At 63.9% G+C, this 15,550-nt stretch carries 18 protein-coding genes and 1 pseudogene; 11 read left to right on the forward strand and 8 right to left on the reverse strand.

The annotated features are described in order from the left end of the window. Positions 1 to 43: 43 nt before the first annotated feature. Positions 44 to 604 carry an antibiotic biosynthesis monooxygenase gene (locus E8E78_RS13490; RefSeq protein WP_049275446.1) on the reverse strand — a complete coding sequence of 187 codons (561 nt, stop codon included), beginning with the start codon at positions 602 to 604 and terminating at the stop codon, positions 44 to 46. Positions 605 to 822: 218 nt separating this feature from the next. On the opposite strand from E8E78_RS13490, the gene E8E78_RS13495 reads away from it, so the two are divergent. Continuing rightward, positions 823 to 1,758, forward strand: a complete 936-nt coding sequence (locus E8E78_RS13495; protein ID WP_084967084.1) for a MerR family transcriptional regulator — start codon at positions 823 to 825, stop codon at positions 1,756 to 1,758. On the opposite strand, the gene E8E78_RS13500 is transcribed toward E8E78_RS13495, so the two are convergent. Both E8E78_RS13500 and E8E78_RS13505 read right to left on the reverse strand, forming a co-directional pair. Next, complete coding sequence (locus tag E8E78_RS13500) at positions 1,743 to 2,360, reverse strand: PilZ domain-containing protein (RefSeq protein ID WP_049275444.1); 618 nt, start codon at positions 2,358 to 2,360, stop codon at positions 1,743 to 1,745. The genes E8E78_RS13495 and E8E78_RS13500 overlap by 16 nt on opposite strands. Positions 2,361 to 2,419: 59 nt before the next feature. Then, positions 2,420 to 2,848, reverse strand: a complete 429-nt coding sequence (locus E8E78_RS13505; RefSeq protein ID WP_049275443.1) for a PAS domain S-box protein — start codon at positions 2,846 to 2,848, stop codon at positions 2,420 to 2,422. A gap of 116 nt (positions 2,849 to 2,964) precedes the next feature. Between E8E78_RS13505 and E8E78_RS13510 the strand changes: the two genes are divergently transcribed. Continuing rightward, entirely contained in the window at positions 2,965 to 3,420 is a 456-nt protein-coding gene (locus E8E78_RS13510) for a flavodoxin (RefSeq protein ID WP_174369724.1), read from the forward strand. Between the two features lie 131 nt (positions 3,421 to 3,551). Here the strand turns inward: E8E78_RS13510 and E8E78_RS13515 are convergent, their stop codons facing one another. Continuing rightward, on the reverse strand, positions 3,552 to 4,445 hold the full coding sequence (locus tag E8E78_RS13515; RefSeq protein WP_049275441.1) for a LysR family transcriptional regulator: 894 nt from the start codon (positions 4,443 to 4,445) through the stop codon (positions 3,552 to 3,554). 98 nt (positions 4,446 to 4,543) lie between these two features. Here E8E78_RS13515 and E8E78_RS13520 point away from each other — a divergent pair, with 98 nt between their 5' ends. The 4 genes from E8E78_RS13520 to E8E78_RS13535 all read left to right on the forward strand — a co-directional run bounded on the left by E8E78_RS13520 (position 4,544) and on the right by E8E78_RS13535 (position 7,717). Then, positions 4,544 to 4,930, forward strand: coding sequence for a CidA/LrgA family protein (locus E8E78_RS13520; RefSeq protein WP_016497949.1), 387 nt, complete (start codon positions 4,544 to 4,546; stop codon positions 4,928 to 4,930). Continuing rightward, on the forward strand, positions 4,920 to 5,606 hold the full coding sequence (locus E8E78_RS13525; protein WP_016497950.1) for an LrgB family protein: 687 nt from the start codon (positions 4,920 to 4,922) through the stop codon (positions 5,604 to 5,606). Before E8E78_RS13520 ends, E8E78_RS13525 begins: the two co-directional genes overlap by 11 nt. A gap of 176 nt (positions 5,607 to 5,782) precedes the next feature. Beyond that, the gene (locus E8E78_RS13530; protein WP_049275438.1) at positions 5,783 to 6,688 is read left to right on the forward strand and encodes an alpha/beta hydrolase; all 906 of its coding nucleotides are present in this window, start codon (positions 5,783 to 5,785) and stop codon (positions 6,686 to 6,688) included. Between the two features lie 114 nt (positions 6,689 to 6,802). Next, positions 6,803 to 7,717, forward strand: coding sequence for an SDR family oxidoreductase (locus E8E78_RS13535; RefSeq protein WP_049275437.1), 915 nt, complete (start codon positions 6,803 to 6,805; stop codon positions 7,715 to 7,717). A 285-nt stretch (positions 7,718 to 8,002) separates the two neighbouring features. Here the strand turns inward: E8E78_RS13535 and E8E78_RS13540 are convergent, their stop codons facing one another. Continuing rightward, positions 8,003 to 8,785 carry an IclR family transcriptional regulator gene (locus E8E78_RS13540; protein WP_016497953.1) on the reverse strand — a complete coding sequence of 261 codons (783 nt, stop codon included), beginning with the start codon at positions 8,783 to 8,785 and terminating at the stop codon, positions 8,003 to 8,005. A gap of 174 nt (positions 8,786 to 8,959) precedes the next feature. Here E8E78_RS13540 and hmgA point away from each other — a divergent pair, with 174 nt between their 5' ends. Genes hmgA through maiA form a run of 3 tightly spaced genes read left to right on the forward strand, consistent with a single transcriptional unit; the run spans position 8,960 to position 12,202 of the window. Further along, on the forward strand, positions 8,960 to 10,261 hold the full coding sequence (hmgA, locus tag E8E78_RS13545; RefSeq protein ID WP_049275436.1) for a homogentisate 1,2-dioxygenase: 1,302 nt from the start codon (positions 8,960 to 8,962) through the stop codon (positions 10,259 to 10,261). A gap of 3 nt (positions 10,262 to 10,264) precedes the next feature. Beyond that, the gene (fahA, locus tag E8E78_RS13550; protein WP_049275434.1) at positions 10,265 to 11,557 is read left to right on the forward strand and encodes a fumarylacetoacetase; all 1,293 of its coding nucleotides are present in this window, start codon (positions 10,265 to 10,267) and stop codon (positions 11,555 to 11,557) included. Between the two features lie 12 nt (positions 11,558 to 11,569). Next, positions 11,570 to 12,202: a maleylacetoacetate isomerase gene (gene maiA, locus E8E78_RS13555; RefSeq protein ID WP_049275433.1), complete on the forward strand. Its 633-nt coding sequence runs from the start codon at positions 11,570 to 11,572 to the stop codon at positions 12,200 to 12,202. On the opposite strand, the gene E8E78_RS13560 is transcribed toward maiA, so the two are convergent. Continuing rightward, a complete protein-coding gene (locus tag E8E78_RS13560; protein WP_016497957.1) occupies positions 12,196 to 13,002 on the reverse strand; it encodes a tetratricopeptide repeat protein in 807 nt (268 codons plus the stop codon). The genes maiA and E8E78_RS13560 overlap by 7 nt on opposite strands. A gap of 124 nt (positions 13,003 to 13,126) precedes the next feature. Between E8E78_RS13560 and E8E78_RS13565 the strand changes: the two genes are divergently transcribed. Next, on the forward strand, positions 13,127 to 14,146 hold the full coding sequence (locus E8E78_RS13565; protein WP_016497958.1) for a Glu/Leu/Phe/Val dehydrogenase dimerization domain-containing protein: 1,020 nt from the start codon (positions 13,127 to 13,129) through the stop codon (positions 14,144 to 14,146). A gap of 124 nt (positions 14,147 to 14,270) precedes the next feature. Here the strand turns inward: E8E78_RS13565 and E8E78_RS13570 are convergent, their stop codons facing one another. Then, positions 14,271 to 14,534: a YebG family protein gene (locus E8E78_RS13570; protein WP_049275432.1), complete on the reverse strand. Its 264-nt coding sequence runs from the start codon at positions 14,532 to 14,534 to the stop codon at positions 14,271 to 14,273. A 297-nt stretch (positions 14,535 to 14,831) separates the two neighbouring features. On the opposite strand from E8E78_RS13570, the gene E8E78_RS13575 reads away from it, so the two are divergent. After that, positions 14,832 to 15,302 (forward strand): phosphate-starvation-inducible PsiE family protein, encoded by a 471-nt coding sequence (locus E8E78_RS13575; protein WP_016497960.1) that lies wholly within the window; start codon positions 14,832 to 14,834, stop codon positions 15,300 to 15,302. A 3-nt stretch (positions 15,303 to 15,305) separates the two neighbouring features. Here the strand turns inward: E8E78_RS13575 and E8E78_RS13580 are convergent. Next, positions 15,306 to 15,519 (reverse strand): annotated as a pseudogene (locus E8E78_RS13580) (DUF3509 domain-containing protein); the annotation flags it as partial. Positions 15,520 to 15,550 lie beyond the last annotated feature (31 nt).

Consider the following 15,550-nt stretch of genomic DNA (forward strand, 5'->3'; position numbering starts at 1 on the left):
CCGCCCAGCATACCCGAACTGTTTCCCAGTTGTATGGCCTGCCTCAGCGGCTGCGCAGGGCGCCAGTGGTGGCAGGTGAGGCATGCAGCCAACTGGCCAGCAGGCGGGTGGACAGGGGGATGAACAGGTACACCATGACCGGCGTCAGGGCCAGGGTGCTGAGCATTACCCGGGGCAGCAGGTCCAGCGTGGCCAGCCAGGGGCCAAACAGCAGGTTGAACGCCAGCGACACCGGGAAGAACGCCAGCCAGATGGCCACCGCCTGCTTCCAGCGCGGTGGTTTTTGCACCGTATTGGTGCCAAACCAGTCGTCGATGCCACTGACGCGCGCTTCTTTGGGGCGTTCGAACAGGCCGTTGCCGCGTTGCAGCCAAGCCCGGCGCGAGGCGGAATGCTCCCAGGCATGCAGGGTGGGTTCGTCGCTGAAGCGGAAGATGATCTGGAATTCGTCGCCATCGCGGGGCGGGGCGAGGATGCCCGAACCGAGGTAGCCGGGGAAGTCGGTGGCCAGCTGCTCGCCTTCATGCAGCCAGGCCAGCAGGTCTTGGTAGCGGCCATGGGCGGCGCGGCGCGACACCATCAAGGTGACGGGTGGGGTAGACATCGTGTATCTCCTGGCAACGGGGCTGGCGGGTAGCTGGCCCCTTTGGCTGCGTGGCCCGGGGTGGTGGGCAACGCAGGTGTGTATGCAAGAATCGGGCGCGGATTATCGCGCATGTGTGATCTTCGGCAAATGTCAGCCGGCAAACGGTTGCACCCTGCGATCGGTGTTGGCGTAGTAGAATGAGCGTTCAACTTCCGCACTCAGGGTACCCCGTGCAGATGAACGAACAGGGACGTGATCCGCTGATCGAAGTGGGTCATGAGCAGCAGGAGCTGTTTCCGATCCGCGAAGTTTCCCGACTGACGGGCGTCAACGCCGTGACCCTGCGTGCCTGGGAGCGCCGCTACGGGCTGATTCAGCCAACCCGCACCGACAGTGGCCACCGCCTTTATTCCCAAGCGGACATCGATGACATCCGCCGTATCCTCGGCTGGCTTGAGCGCGGTGTGGCGGTGAGTAAAGTGGGCAGCATCCTCGCTCGCGGTCATGCCCTTGCCGAGCAGGTCAGCGGGGCGACGGACGCGTGGTTGCGCTGGCAGCACCAGGCGCGTCAGGCCGTGCAGCGGTTTGACATGGCCGGCCTGGACCGGCTGTTCGACGAGGTGTTTGCTGCCAACACCCTGGACCAGGTGTTCGCCGAGGTGTTCATGCCGGTTTGGCACGACCTGGCGGCCGGGCAGGGCGGCTATGGGCAGGCCAGCGAGTGGCTGTTCCTTGACCAGTTCTTGCGTGGCCGGGTATTTGCCCGTTTGCAGCTCGCCCATGTGCCGCGTGGTCGCACAGTGCTGCTGGCAGCGTTGCCAGGGCAATGCCATGAACTGGAATTACTGGTGACCGGCCTGAGCCTGGGCAGCGACGATATTGGCGTGACGCCCTTGGCGAGCGGGCAGCCGCTGCAGGAGCTGGCGCTGGTCTGCGAACGCCTGAAACCCGATGCCCTGGTGCTGTTTTCCCACCACCCACCCACGGCGGAACTCACCCGACGACTGGTGCGCATGGCTGCGGTACTGGAATGCCCGTTGTTGCTGGCCGGCGAAGCTGCAGAAGTGGCACAGGACCACTTGGCAGGCAGCCTGGTAGCGTGCCTCGGGGCGCAGGGTAGTGTGATGCGCCAGCGCTTGCGGCAGTTTCTGGCCGGTCAGCTCGATACCTGAGTGTGCAGTTCGGGGTGCGCCTGGCGATGGGCCTGGAGGATATAGTCGCGCAGGCGGTCGATCTCTTCGGCCGGGCTCTGGCCCAGGTCGTAGGCCGCCAGGTCCGGGCCGATGCGCCGGCCCAGTACACCATGCAATTCGATCGGGCTGATATCGCCCGGGGCGAAGCGCAACTCGAAACGGGTGGGCGCCGCTGGCAAGCCGCGGATCTCCACCAGTACACCTTTGAACGAAATATCGCGAACCCACAGGCCGCTTTGCTGATCATGGCTATCGAGCAACGGGCTGGGCGTTTCCATCGACAGGCGCCACGCGCGCAGCATGGGGCCGTCTTCGTAGATTTCGGGTGAACCCACTTGAAGGTGCAGGGCGTGGAACTCGTCTTCAACCAACTGCAGCGGGAAGCTGATCTGCTGGTTGTTGAACTGGGCCTGCAAAGTCACCTGTTCGTTGGCCACCAGTCGGGTCAGCAAGCTCTGGATGCGACGGTCGCCATTGACCAGCAAGCTCGACATGGAGTCTGCCAGGTTCAGTTGCGGCGAATGCTGCATGCTCTGGATGAAATCCAGTTCGTCCTGGGTCAGGAGCGCGTCTGCTTGCATGATCGAACTCGGTGGTGGCGATTTCTTCAACGGAATTGACCGTGCGTGGCGTACTTGGTTCAGGCGCGTTCGTCGGGTTTCGGACAAACGCGCAGTTCGGCCAGCTCCCGCTCAAGTTGGACCTGGCGGCTGACGTCCTGCTGAATACCGATGAAATAGGTCCGCTGTTCAGCGTCTAGCCTTACCGGGGTGATCGACAGCTCGTTCCAGAACGCGCTGCCATCCTTGCGGTAGTTGCGCAGCACTTCGCGACAGGGGCGGCCTTCGGCCAAGGCCCTGCGGATGCGGGCACGGCCAAGCTGGTCACGGTCGTCGGCCTGCAGGAAGCGGCAATCCTGGTAGAGGATTTCGTCGCGGCTATAGCCGGTCAGGCGTTCGAAGGCGGCGTTCACGTAGATCAGGATGGTGTCGTCGCCTTCCTGTTCGGCAACCACGATCCCGTCATTCGACGCATCGACCATCGATTGCAGCAATTGCGCGTTGATCATGTCTGGGCCATTGAGCAAAGAAAGGCTGAAGGCGGCGACTTTGGTAGAGGCGGCCTTTTGCCAGCGCTGGATGCTAGTATCCTACGTTTTCACTCAGTTTCGGAATCCTCTACCCGATGAAAGTCGCCATTATTTCCGGATCGGTCTATGGCACCGCCGAAGAAGTCGCCCGTCACGCCGAATCGCTGTTGAAGGCTGGAGGCCTGGAGGCCTGGCATGCGGCGCGTGCCACCCTGCAGGATCTTGAAGGTTTTGCCCCAGACGCCTTGCTGGCCGTGACCTCGACCACCGGCATGGGCGAGCTGCCGGACAACCTCATGCCGTTGTACTGCGCCATTCGTGACACCCTGCCTGCGGCCTGGCGTGGCCTGCCGGGTGCAGTAATTGCGTTGGGCGACGCCAGCTACGGTGACACCTACTGTGGTGGTGGCGAACAAATGCGCGAGCTGTTTGCCGAGTTGGGTGTGCGCGAAGTGCAGCCGATGCTGCGCCTGGATGCCAGCGAGACCGTGACCCCGGAAGCCGATGCCGAACCGTGGTTGGCGGAGCTTGTTCAAGCGTTGAAAGCCTGACGGGGCATTTTCGCTTGTCCTGGCCTCTTCGCGGGTAAACCCGCTCCCACCTGTAGGGCGCAGCTTTCCCAAACTGTGGTGTCCCTGTGGGAGCGGGTTCACCCGCGAAAGGGCCGGCACAGGCTCAAGCATTAGCTACTGCCCGGCACCGACCACTCGCGCAGCAACGCCAACCACGCCTGCGCCGCCCGTGACAGGTACGCCCCGCGCCGCCAGATAAAGGCAATATCCCAACGCAAATCCTGCGGCGAACGCAGCGGCAAACGCACCACCCCAGGGCGCTCAAGCGCTTTTGCCACCACCCGGGGCAGCAACACCACGCCCTGGCCCGCCGCCACCAGCGCTGCCAAAAAATCCGCCTGGCCGCTGCGCCCGCCTTCCTTCGGGGTAAAACCGTGCTGGTGGCACGCCTTCAGCAGCCGGTCATTGAGCACGAAGCTGCGCTGATACAGCAGGAACGGCGTATCGGCCAGTTGCCCCAGGTCCACCTCGTCCAGGCCCGCCAAGGCATGGCCAGCCGGCAGCAGGGCATCCAGCGGTTCGTTGCAAAACGGTTGGTAGTCGAACGCTTCGTCGCTGGGCGTCAGGCTGCCACCCAATTCCAGTTCGCCACTCCTGACTGCCTGCTCGACACTACGGCTGCCGCCTTCGAGCAACTGAATCGCGATATTCGGGTGGCGCCGGCGGTATTCGGCGAACAAACCGGCGAACAGGGCGTCGCTGCCCAGCATGGGCAAGCCCAGGCGCAGCTCGCCACGCTCCATCAGGCTGAGGTCGTCCAGCTCATTGAGCAGTGCCTGGCGCTGACGCAGCAGGGCCTCGCCACGCTCCAGCACAATGCGCCCGGCTGCCGTCAAGTGCAGCTGCGAGGCCTGGCGCTCCAGAAGTGGCTGGCCCACATCTTGCTCCAGCTGTGCCACTTGCTTGCTTACAGCCGACTGGCTGATGTGCAGGGTGTGCGCCGCCTGGGTGAAACCGCCGCGGTGGACCACTTCGATAAAGCTGCGTAGCTGTTTGAATTCCATGATCTGAATTCCATTATGGAATGGCGATCAGTCTAACAATTCGCTTCTGGCCTAGGCAGCCGAATCTTAAAATAAGGATCTGTCGAGGAACCCTCATCATGAAACCCGCGTTATTGAAAAAAGCCCTGCGCCTGCTTGTCGAACTGGCGATCCTTTGTTCTTTGTTCCTGCTCGGAGGCCAGCTTGCCAGTTGGCTGGGCTGGCCAATCCCCGGCGGCGTGATGGGCCTGGCACTGTTGTTGATACTGTTCGCCTCAGGTGTACTCAAGCCGGCCATGTTGCAACTGGGCGCGGGCTGGCTGATGGCCGAGATGCTGCTGTTTTTCATCCCGGCGCTGATGAGCCTGCTGGATTACGGCTCGCTCATCCGTGAAGAGGGCTGGCGCATCCTGCTGGTGATCGCCGTGAGCACCCTGATGGTGATGGTGGTGACTGCCTTGACCGTGGAACTGGTGTGCCGCTGGAGCTTGCGCCATGAGCCTTGAACCCATGCCGCTGTTCTGGCTGGCCCTGACCTTGCTGGCTTACCTGGGCAGCCGTTGGCTGTACCGGCGCAGCAAGCGCTACCTGCTGTCGCCGTTGATCCTGGTACCCGTGCTGCTGCTGGCCGTGGCGGTGCCGCTGCATACCGCCTATGCAGAGTATGCCCGCAATACCCATTGGTTGATGAGCGTGCTCGGCCCGGTGACTGTGGCCTTCGCGGTGCCGATCTGGCAGCAGCGGGCCATGCTGGCGCGCCATTGGCCGGCCCTGATGGTGGGCATGGTGGCAGGCAGCAGTGCCTCGATCGCCAGCTCCTGGGGCCTTGCGCACCTGCTGGCGCTGGACAGTGCAACCAGCCTGTCGCTGGTGCCGCGTTCGATCACCACGCCGTTTGCCATGCCCTTGGCCCATGACCTGGGTGGCGTGCCGGAGCTGACGGCGGTGTTCGTGATGTTCACCGGCGTGCTCGGCGCCATGTTCGGTGGCGTGCTGCTGCGCTGGTTGCCGCTGCGCACGCCCCTGGCACGGGGTGCACTGTTTGGCGTCGGGGCGCACGGTGCCGGGGTCAGCCGGGCACAGGAGGTGGGCCGCGAGGAAGGCTCGGTGGCCGGCCTGGTCATGGTCCTGACCGGGTTGTTGAACCTGTTCGCGGCACCGCTGCTGGCCATGCTGCTCTGACCGTTCGTGCCACTGACTCGCTCAGTCATCAAGCTGGCTGGCAACGCAAGTTTCAGCCCATGGCCTGCTGGCTAGACTCTGCCTCGACATAGAGAGCACATGTATGTGCCGAGGTGACATGCAATGACCGCAGCCTTGCCCTATTCCGCCAACACCACTTCACCGGGACCGTTCTGATGCCTATGGCCGAAATTCCATTGTGCGTCTGGCGTACCCGGGGACAGAGTTTCACTTTCCGGGGCCAGAGCATCCGCTACTGGACCGCAGGGCAAGGAGAGCCCCTGCTTCTGTTACACGGTTTCCCCACCGCCAGCTGGGATTGGCATTATTTGTGGGGGCCTTTGAGCCAACGCTTCAGGGTGATCGCGTGCGACATGCTGGGCTTTGGCGATTCGGCCAAGCCGGTCGATCACGCCTACAGCCTGATGGAGCAGGCAGACTTGCAGCAGGCTTTGCTTGGCCACCTGCAGGTCGACCAGCCGGTGCACCTGCTGGCCCACGACTACGGCGGCAGCGTCGCCCAGGAGCTGCTGGCGCGGCACCATGAGCAGCGTGCCGAGGTTGCCAGCTGTGTGTTCCTCAACAGCGGGCTGTTCCCCGAAAGCTGCCGCATGCTGCTGATCCAGAAGCTGCTGCTCAGCCGGTTCGGCTGGCTGGTCGGGCGTTCGTTCGGGCGTGACGACCTGGTGCGCAACGTGACCCAGGTCTATGGCCCTTGCACCCACCCCAGCGAAAGTGCCCTGGATGATTTCTGGAGCCTGATCACCGCCAACCGGGGCACACGTATCCTGCACAAGCTGGTGAGCTACATGCCCGAACGCAGATTGCACCGCGAGCGCTGGGTCGGGGCGATGCAGCGCACAGGCGTGCCACTGCGCCTGATCAATGGCGTGGTCGACCCGCTGTCCGGCGCGCACATGCTCGAGCGCTACCGGCAACTGGTGCCGGAGGCGGACACCGTGCAGCTACCAGGCATCGGCCATTACCCGCACACCGAAGCGCCAGTGCAGGTGCTGCGGCACTACCTGGCCTTTCGTGAGCAGCCTGTGAGCTTCTATACGCAGAAAGTGGCGTGGTCCTGACCGGGCCGCATCGCCCTGCGTTATTGCCAGGCATTCAGCCTGCGTGAGCTTTGTTGTCCGCCCGGTGTTTGCGGCGGACACTCGGCTTACCTGAACCTGCCTGGAGCCATGAGCATGAGCGAGCCTGTCCGTCTGCAAGATCGCGTGGTGATTGTCACCGGAGCCGGCGGTGGCCTGGGCCGCGCCCATGCGTTGCTGTTTGCCGCACGTGGCGCCACGGTCGTGGTCAACGACCTTGGCGGCTCTACGCACGGTGAAGGTGCCAGCGCGTCGGCCGCCGATCGTGTGGTGGAGGAGATCCGCGCCGCCGGTGGCATCGCCATCGCCAACCACGACTCGGTCAGCCAGGGCGCACGCATCGTCGAGCAGGCCCTGGACAGCTTCGGCCGGGTCGATGTGGTGGTGAACAATGCAGGCATCCTGCGTGACAAGACGTTCCACAAGATGGACGACAGCGACTGGGAGCAGGTTTACCAGGTGCATGCCGAAGGGGCCTTCAAAGTCACCCGGGCTGCCTGGCCACACCTGCGCGAGCAGAACTGGGGGCGGGTGATCTTCACCGCTTCTACCTCTGGCATTTACGGGAATTTCGGCCAAGCCAACTACGGCATGGCCAAGCTGGGCTTGTACGGGCTGACCCGCACCCTGGCGATCGAAGGGCGCAAGCACGGCATCCTGGTCAACGCCATCGCCCCCACCGGTGGCACGCGCATGACCGAAGGGCTGATCCCGCCCCAGGTATTCGAGCGGCTCAAGCCCGAACTGGTCAGCCCGCTGGTGGTGTACCTGGGTAGCGAGCAGTGCCAGGGCACGGGTGAGCTGTTCGAGGTAGGCGGTGGCTGGGTGGGCAAGGTGCGTTGGGAGCGCAGCCTGGGGGTGGGCTTCGATCCGCGCGAAGGCTTTACCCCGGAGCAGGTGGCCGAGAACTGGGCCCGGATCGGTGACTTTGACGGGGCGGTGCATCCGCAGGACAGTTTGCAGGCGCTGCAGCAGATGATGGCGAACCTGCAGAAGTACCCGCTGAGCTGAAGTTCTACTGTCTGTGCCGGCCTCTTCGCGGGCAAGCCCGCGAAGAGGCCGGCACAGGCGGAAGATTTTTCAGGAAAAAAAAAGGCCGCTGCAAGCCGCAGCGGCCAATCGAGACGTCAGATCAAGGAGCTTCAAAATCTACGTCGGTGAACCTCGCAGGCATGAAAAGCGGGGGGAGAGCCCTTCATGCCGGCCAGTGAGTCAAGAATAAGCGCTTGATCCCATGGGAAAAATAGCGGCTTATGACATTCACCTTTACGTATCGGGCAATAGTGCCGCAGGCGCTCAGGCGGCGGGCGAGTAGCCCATGCGCCAGCTGGTTTCCCGCGCAGCCGCCAGCAGCCGTTGCGCCGCAGGGCCATGTTCGTCGGCATGGAAGATCGACGTCGGCCCGACCACGGTCATCACCGCCGCAACCTGCCCCATGGCATTGAACACGGGCGCCGACAGCGCATCCACGCCCGGCATCAGCAGCCCGTGCACATGGTGCAGGCCGCGTTCGCGAATGCCCGCCAATACCGCCTGGTAATCGTCGGCACTCTGCTGCAGGGCGGCCAGTTCCCGGTCACGCAGCTCCACGGTCTCGCGTTCCGGCAGGTAGGCGGCGAACACCAGGCCGGTGGACGAGGTGAGCAGCGGCAGCACCGAGCCCATCTGCGTGACCACGGTAACTGCACGCACCGCAGGTTCGATGCTGACCACGGTTGCGCCCTGGTTGCCCCACACCGCAATGAAGCAGCTCTCGTTCAGTTCATCGCGTAGCTGCGACAGCGGCAGTGCGGCAATCTTCAGCACATCGATGCTGCCCAGTGCCGCCAGCCCCACCCGCAATGCCTCACGGCCCAGGCCGTAATGGTTGGTGGCCGCATCCTGCTCGGCAAAGCCGCTGGCAATCAGCGCCTGCAGGTAGCGGTGCACCTTGCTCGCTGGCATCTGCACATGTTCCGACAGGCGCGACAGCGAGGTGGAGGGGGAGAGTTCGGCAAGGGCTTTGAGGATGTCTGTGCCAACCTCCGCCGAGCGGACTTTCTGCTTGCCGTTGTCGGCGGAGGAGCTGGCTTTGGTCATGGACATCTGCTTCCGGATTCTTCGAGTCGCGCCTTTATAGCTTGACGCCATGCTCGTAGCAAATTACGTTATTCGTAATCTGATTACGATAAAAACAATGCAGACGCGCTGTCACCCCGCATCGGGCCAGCAGCCAGCTGCCAGCAACGGCTCAGTCAGAGCCCGGAGGCATCGATGACTCGCGACACATCACCCGACCTTCACTACCTCAGCGGCTTCGGCAACGAGTTTGCCAGCGAAGCGCTGCCGGGGGCCTTGCCGGTCGGGCAGAACTCGCCGCAGAGGGCGCCTTATGGGCTGTACGCCGAATTGCTCTCGGGCACGGCGTTCACCATGGCCCGCAGCGAGCTGCGCCGTACCTGGCTGTATCGCATTCGCCCGTCTGCATTGCACCCGCGTTTCGAGCGGCTGGCGCGCCAGCCGCTGACCGCGCCGCTGGGGGCCATCAACCCCAACCGTCTGCGCTGGAGCCCCCAGCCCATACCTGCCGAGCCCACCGATTTCATCGAAGGCTGGCTGCCCATGGTGGCCAACGCCCCGGCGCAGAAACCGGCCGGCGTGAGCATCTACATCTACTGCGCCAACCGTTCCATGGAGCGAGTGTTCTTCAACGCCGACGGTGAACTGCTGCTGGTGCCGGAACAGGGCCGCCTGCGCATTGCCACCGAACTGGGTGTAATGGAAGTCGGCCCCCTGGAAATCGCGGTGATTCCGCGCGGCATGAAGTTCCGCGTCGAACTGCTCGACGGCCAGGCCCGTGGCTATATCGCCGAAAACCACGGTGCACCGCTGCGTATTCCGGAGCTGGGCCCGATTGGCAGCAACGGCCTGGCCAACCCGCGCGACTTCCTCACCCCGGTGGCGCACTACGAAGAGGCCGAAGGGCCGGTGCAACTGGTGCAGAAGTTCCTCGGCGAGCACTGGGCCTGCGAACTGCAGCACTCGCCGCTGGATGTGGTTGCCTGGCACGGCAGCAACGTGCCGTACAAATACGACCTGCGCCGTTTCAACACTATCGGTACCGTCAGCTTCGACCATCCGGACCCGTCGATCTTCACCGTGCTGACTTCGCCGACCAGCGTGCATGGCCTGGCCAACATGGACTTCGTGATCTTCCCGCCGCGCTGGATGGTGGCCGAGAACACCTTCCGTCCGCCATGGTTCCACCGCAACCTCATGAACGAGTTCATGGGCCTGATCAGCGGTGCCTACGATGCCAAGGCCGAGGGCTTCCTGCCCGGTGGTGCCTCGCTGCACGGGGTGATGAGCGCCCACGGCCCCGACGCCGAAACCTGCGAAAAAGCCATTGCTGCCGACCTGGCGCCGCACAAGATCGACAACACCATGGCCTTCATGTTCGAGACCAGCCAAGTGCTGCGCCCGAGCCAGCAGGCCCTTGAATGCCCGCAATTGCAGGCCGACTACGATAGTTGCTGGGCCACCTTGCCGAGTACCTTCAACCCGAACCGGAGATAACCGATGAACCACACTGCCAATGCCCGTAGCTGGGTCGAGCACGCCAACGGGCACAGCGACTTCCCGCTGCAGAACCTGCCATTGGGTATCTTCAGCCGGCCGGGTGAAGCCAGGCGCTGTGGCGTGGCCATCGGCGACGCGATCCTTGACCTGGAGGCGGTACTGGCCGCCGGCCTGTTCGACGGCGCCGCCAAGGCCGCCGTGGAAGCCACCCGTGGTGGTGCACTGAACGCATTCTTCGCGCTGGGCCGCAGCGCTCGTGTCGCCCTGCGCGAGCGCTTGCAGGTGCTGCTTGGCGAACACAGCGAACACCAGGCGGCGCTGCAAGCCGCGCTGTACCCGGCCAGTGCCTGCCAGTTGCATGTACCTGCGCAGATCGGTGACTACACCGACTTCTACGTGGGCATCGAGCACGCCAAGAACGTGGGCAAGCTGTTCCGCCCCGACAACCCGCTGCTACCCAACTACAAGTACGTGCCGATCGGTTATCACGGCCGCGCCTCGACCATCCGCCCGTCCGGCACCGATGTACGCCGGCCCAAGGGCCAGACCTTGCCGGCCGGGCACACCGAGCCGAGCTTCGGCCCTTGCGCGCGGCTGGACTACGAACTGGAACTGGGCATCTGGATTGGCCAGGGCAATGACATGGGCCAGGCGATCCCGATTGGCGATGCTGCCGAGCACGTAGCCGGCCTGTGCCTGCTCAACGACTGGTCGGCGCGTGATATCCAGGCTTGGGAATACCAGCCCTTGGGGCCGTTCCTGTCCAAAAGCTTCATTACTACCATCTCGCCTTGGGTGGTCACGGCTGAAGCGCTGGAGCCGTTCCGCTGCGCCCAGCCGGCACGCCCGGATGGCGACCCGCAGCCACTGTCGTACCTGCTGGACAAGCGCGACCAGGCCGCCGGTGCATTCGATATCGAACTCGAAGTGCTGCTGCTGACCGAGCGCATGCGCGAGCAGGGCGCTGCCCCGCACCGCCTGACCCTGAGCAACACCCGCAGCATGTACTGGACCGTGGCGCAGCTGGTGGCGCACCACAGCGTCAACGGCTGCCAACTGCAGCCGGGCGACCTGTTCGGTTCGGGCACATTGTCGGGCGCCACGCCGGGTTCGCATGGCAGCCTGCTGGAGATTACCGAAGGCGGCAAGCTGCCAGTTGAGCTGGCCAGCGGCGAGGTGCGCAAGTTCCTCGAAGACGGCGACGAGATCATCCTGCGTGCCCGCTGCAGCCGTGACGGCGTGGCCAGCATCGGCTTCGGCGAATGCCGTGGCACGGTCATCGCGGCCAACTGAGGAGGCAGGGGCATGGAGCTGTACACTTATTACCGTTCCACTTCGTCCTACCGGGTGCGCATTGCCCTGGCACTGAAGGGGCTGGCTTACCAGTCCCTGCCGGTCAACCTGCTACAGGGTGAGCAGCGGGGTGCGGGCTATGTCGCCGTCAACCCGCAGGGCCGCGTGCCGGCGTTGCGTACCGACGGCGGCGAATTGCTGGTGCAGTCACCCGCGATCATCGAGTACCTGGAAGAGGTTTATCCACAGCCTGCACTGCTGCCGGCCACGGCCGAAGCGCGCGCCAAGGTACGCGGCGTGGCGGCAATCATTGGCTGCGACGTTCATCCGCTACACAACGTCAGCGTGCTCAACCGGTTGCGCCAGGCCGGCCAGGACGAAGGCCAGGTCAACCAGTGGATCGGCCACTGGATCAGCCAGGGGTTGGCAGCGGTGGAGCAACTGATCGGTGACCATGGCTTTTGCTTCGGTGAGCAACCCGGGCTGGCGGATGTGTACCTGATCCCGCAGCTTTATGCCGCCGAGCGCTTCAATATCGACCTCGACAGCTTCCCGCGCATCCTCCGGGTTGCCGCCCTGGCGGCCGTGCACCCGGCATTCTCCAAGGCCCACCCAGCCCAGCAGCCAGACAGCCCGGCTCAGTGAAGGGAACGGTTCGCCGTCGGAAGCTTGCCGATCCGCTCGGACAGCTTCAGGCGCTGGACCGGGTCATCTGTCAGCAGTAACGCATGCTCCAGGTCGAAGCGCTCGGCCTGTGGGCAGTCCAGGTGCTGGTACAGCGAGGCGCGGGTCACGTAGTCGCTGACTTGAACCGGGCCCAGCTGCATGATCCGCTCGGCATCGATCAAGGCCGCCAGGTGATTGTCGTTGCTGATGTGCAGCTGGCGCAGGTTGCGTGACAGCCGTTGCAGCATCTGCAGCGGGCTGGCGCTGCGCAGGTGCTCCGCCGTCAGCGCAACGTGCGGGCCGAACTGGCGCGCCAGCAGCTCACGGCAATCATTGGGGTACAGGCGTCGGCCACCACAGGGGTCAAGCAGGTGGTCGGCACCCGGCACGCGCAGCAGGAAATGTCCAGGGAAGCCCACACCCTCCAGCGGGATGGACAGCCGCTGGGCCAGCTCCAGGGCAAGGATGGCCAAGGTCAGTGGTTGGCCACGGCGGCGTTGTAGCACCTTGTCCATCATCGCGGCCTGCGGGCGCAGGGGGTGGTACTCATCCTGCTGAAAGCCCAGGGCATTGAGTTGTCGCAGCAGTGGCTGGGCCAGTTCACACAGTGGCAGCATCGGCAGGTTGGCGCTGATCTCACGCTGCAGGTCATGCAGCATGGCAAGGCTGGCCGCGGGCTCGACGCTGCGGTCGTGCTCGGCGGCCATCCACAATGCGGCTTCCAGCAGGGCGACAGGCTCGCGTTCCAGGCAGGCCAGGCAGGCTTGACGTGGCTTCATGGGGTATCTCCACACACGCTTGAGTATTAGCTGTGGCGGGCGGTTTCGTCCAGTGGTCCGGCGGCCACGCCAGCTTCGGGGCCGTGCCTATACTGGAAGGAGCACCTCGTGGGGGAGCCTGTCGATGTTCGCACTGATGCAAAGCACCCGTACCCAGTCACTGCACCTGTTCAACGACCCGGCGACGGGCCTGAAAGCGGTTGTGGCGATCCACAGCGAGCAGCTGGGCCCAGCCATGGGCGGTTGCCGCTATCTGCCGTACGCCGATGACGAAAGCGCCATGACCGACGCCATTCGCCTGGCCCAAGGCATGAGCTACAAGGCGGCGCTGGCGGGCTTGCCGCTGGGTGGGGGCAAGGCGGTGATCATGCGCAACCCGCATGTGGAGAACCGCGCCGCGCTGTTCGAGGCCTTTGGCCGCTTCATCGATACCTTGCATGGGCGCTTCATCATCGCTGTGGACAGTGGCACCTCGACCCTGGACATGGACTGCATCGCCCAGAGCACCCCCCATGTGACCAGCACCACGGCCTCCGGTGACCCCTCGCCACATGCCGCGATGGGGGTGTTCGCCGGCATTCGTGCCACCACCTCGTTCCGTCTGGGCAGCGATGACCTCAGAGGGCTGCGGGTAGCGGTACAGGGGCTGGGCAATGTCGGGTATGCGCTGGCGGAGCAACTGCATGCGGTGGGCGCGGAGCTGCTGGTCAGCGACCTGGACCCAGGGCGTGTGCGCTTGGCGATGGAGCAGTTCGATGCAAAACCTGTGACCAACGATGCGTTGATCAGCACCCCTTGCGACATCTTCGCACCCTGCGGCGTGGGGCCGGTACTGAACGGGCAGAGCGTGATGCAGCTGCGCTGTGCGGCAGTGGCGGGGGCGGCCAACAACCAGCTGACTACCTTGCAGGTGGCAGACCAGTTGGAGTCCCGCGGGATACTGTATGCGCCAGACTACGTGATCAATGCCGGCGGGCTTATCTACGTGGCGCTGACCCACCGGGGCGAGGACCTGGGCACCATTACAGCGCACCTGGCGCGCATTCCTTCGCGGCTGACCGAAGTATTTGGCCATGCGCAGGCGGAAAAGCGTTCGCCGGCGCGGGTGGCGCAGATGCTGGCGGAGCGGTTGTTGTATGGCTGAAGGTTGATACTGGCTTTGCTGGCCTATTCGCGGGCTTGCCCGCTCCCACAGGTATTGCACAAGCCTTGAAGGCAGTGGGGTCTCTGTGGGGGCGGGCGAGCCCGCGAAGCAGGCGGCGCCAATGTCACTCGGCTGCGTCACCTTCGAGCAACTCGGCCAAAGCATCCGGCTGGCTTTTGAACGCCCGAGCAAACACATCGCGATTCTTGGCCATGTAGATACCGGCTTCCTCGACCTGCTGCTCGGTCAGCGAGGGCACCGCCTTGTGCAGCACTTCAGCGAGGCGCTCCGCCAGTTCGAGCATCTTGTCGTGACGGTCTGCTTCGGCCTTATCCATAAACAAGCGCTCCGGGTCGCGGCTGCTGCGGTACACCACTTCGACGGCCATTCATCACCTCTATGCCTTTTTGCTGGTTGTGTTGCGACTTACTGTATCTATATACAGTAATGGCAATGTTGGTTGGTTCGCAAGCAGAAATTGTAGCGTGGCCATGGGGAGCAGTACCTGTGGGAGCGGGTTCACCCGCGAAGGGCCGGCCCAGGCGACCTGTCTTCTTGCCATGCCCAAAGTGCCTTGCGGCAATCGGTCGCCTTCCAAGACAGGGGCCTGGCCCTTTAACTGCATGGCACAAGCGTCACACGGGTGACGCATCATCCTTAAAGTCGTATCGGGGAATGGAACATCGTGAACATCAAATGGGCAGAAAAACTGCGCAAGGGCCTGCACGGCTCGGCCGACTCGCTGGGCAACCTGTGCGTCGAGGCGTTCCATTACCTGGCGTTGTTCGGCATTGGCGCGATCACCGCCTACGCGGCGGTGGCGACGTTCCTGGAAATGCTGGGCAAGGGCGGGATCAGCGTCGATGACATCTTGCTGCTGTTCATCTACCTGGAGCTGGGGGCGATGGTCGGTATCTACTTCAAGACCAACCACATGCCGATCCGCTTCCTGCTGTACGTGGCCATCACCGCGCTGACCCGCCTGCTGATCGGCGATGTCTCGCACCACAAGGCACCGGACGAAGGGTTGCTGTACCTGTGTGGGGGCATCCTGTTGCTGGCGTTCTCGATCCTGGTGGTGCGCTACGCGTCGTACCGCTACCCCTCGACCAAGGTGCTGGATGCCAATGGCAAGGCAGTGGAGGAGGGCAAGTAGCCCTCAGTTGGCAACGAAATGGCGCGGCTCGTGGCGGGCGTCACGGGTCAGCGCGGCCAGCACCTGCATGGGGTTCTGGCTGAGTTCGATGGCAAGGCCCAGGCGGATGCTGTCGATCACCCGTTGCAAGGCTTACTGATTCGGTGTATGGATCTGTGTGATTTAGGCATTTGGCAAACATGGCCGCGCCGTCGGACAATTCAATCGTGTTGTCCAGATATTCGCGTGAATTTGGCTCAGGAAGGTCG

Origin of the sequence: Pseudomonas sp. BN505, from assembly GCF_029873175.1 — a bacterium.
Lineage (GTDB): Bacteria > Pseudomonadota > Gammaproteobacteria > Pseudomonadales > Pseudomonadaceae > Aquipseudomonas > Aquipseudomonas putida.

What these genes read in the sequence shown, in the direction of transcription:
- E8E78_RS13490 (WP_049275446.1), bottom strand. Translation starts at nt 604, where the DNA reads ATGTCTACCCCACCCGTCACCTTGATGGTGTCGCGCCGCGCCGCCCAT.
- E8E78_RS13495 (WP_084967084.1), top strand. Translation starts at nt 823, where the DNA reads ATGAACGAACAGGGACGTGATCCGCTGATCGAAGTGGGTCATGAGCAG.
- E8E78_RS13500 (WP_049275444.1), bottom strand. Translation starts at nt 2,360, where the DNA reads ATGCAAGCAGACGCGCTCCTGACCCAGGACGAACTGGATTTCATCCAG.
- E8E78_RS13505 (WP_049275443.1), bottom strand. Translation starts at nt 2,848, where the DNA reads ATGATCAACGCGCAATTGCTGCAATCGATGGTCGATGCGTCGAATGAC.
- E8E78_RS13510 (WP_174369724.1), top strand. Translation starts at nt 2,965, where the DNA reads ATGAAAGTCGCCATTATTTCCGGATCGGTCTATGGCACCGCCGAAGAA.
- E8E78_RS13515 (WP_049275441.1), bottom strand. Translation starts at nt 4,445, where the DNA reads ATGGAATTCAAACAGCTACGCAGCTTTATCGAAGTGGTCCACCGCGGC.
- E8E78_RS13520 (WP_016497949.1), top strand. Translation starts at nt 4,544, where the DNA reads ATGAAACCCGCGTTATTGAAAAAAGCCCTGCGCCTGCTTGTCGAACTG.
- E8E78_RS13525 (WP_016497950.1), top strand. Translation starts at nt 4,920, where the DNA reads ATGAGCCTTGAACCCATGCCGCTGTTCTGGCTGGCCCTGACCTTGCTG.
- E8E78_RS13530 (WP_049275438.1), top strand. Translation starts at nt 5,783, where the DNA reads ATGCCTATGGCCGAAATTCCATTGTGCGTCTGGCGTACCCGGGGACAG.
- E8E78_RS13535 (WP_049275437.1), top strand. Translation starts at nt 6,803, where the DNA reads ATGAGCGAGCCTGTCCGTCTGCAAGATCGCGTGGTGATTGTCACCGGA.
- E8E78_RS13540 (WP_016497953.1), bottom strand. Translation starts at nt 8,785, where the DNA reads ATGACCAAAGCCAGCTCCTCCGCCGACAACGGCAAGCAGAAAGTCCGC.
- hmgA (WP_049275436.1), top strand. Translation starts at nt 8,960, where the DNA reads ATGACTCGCGACACATCACCCGACCTTCACTACCTCAGCGGCTTCGGC.
- fahA (WP_049275434.1), top strand. Translation starts at nt 10,265, where the DNA reads ATGAACCACACTGCCAATGCCCGTAGCTGGGTCGAGCACGCCAACGGG.
- maiA (WP_049275433.1), top strand. Translation starts at nt 11,570, where the DNA reads ATGGAGCTGTACACTTATTACCGTTCCACTTCGTCCTACCGGGTGCGC.
- E8E78_RS13560 (WP_016497957.1), bottom strand. Translation starts at nt 13,002, where the DNA reads ATGAAGCCACGTCAAGCCTGCCTGGCCTGCCTGGAACGCGAGCCTGTC.
- E8E78_RS13565 (WP_016497958.1), top strand. Translation starts at nt 13,127, where the DNA reads ATGTTCGCACTGATGCAAAGCACCCGTACCCAGTCACTGCACCTGTTC.
- E8E78_RS13570 (WP_049275432.1), bottom strand. Translation starts at nt 14,534, where the DNA reads ATGGCCGTCGAAGTGGTGTACCGCAGCAGCCGCGACCCGGAGCGCTTG.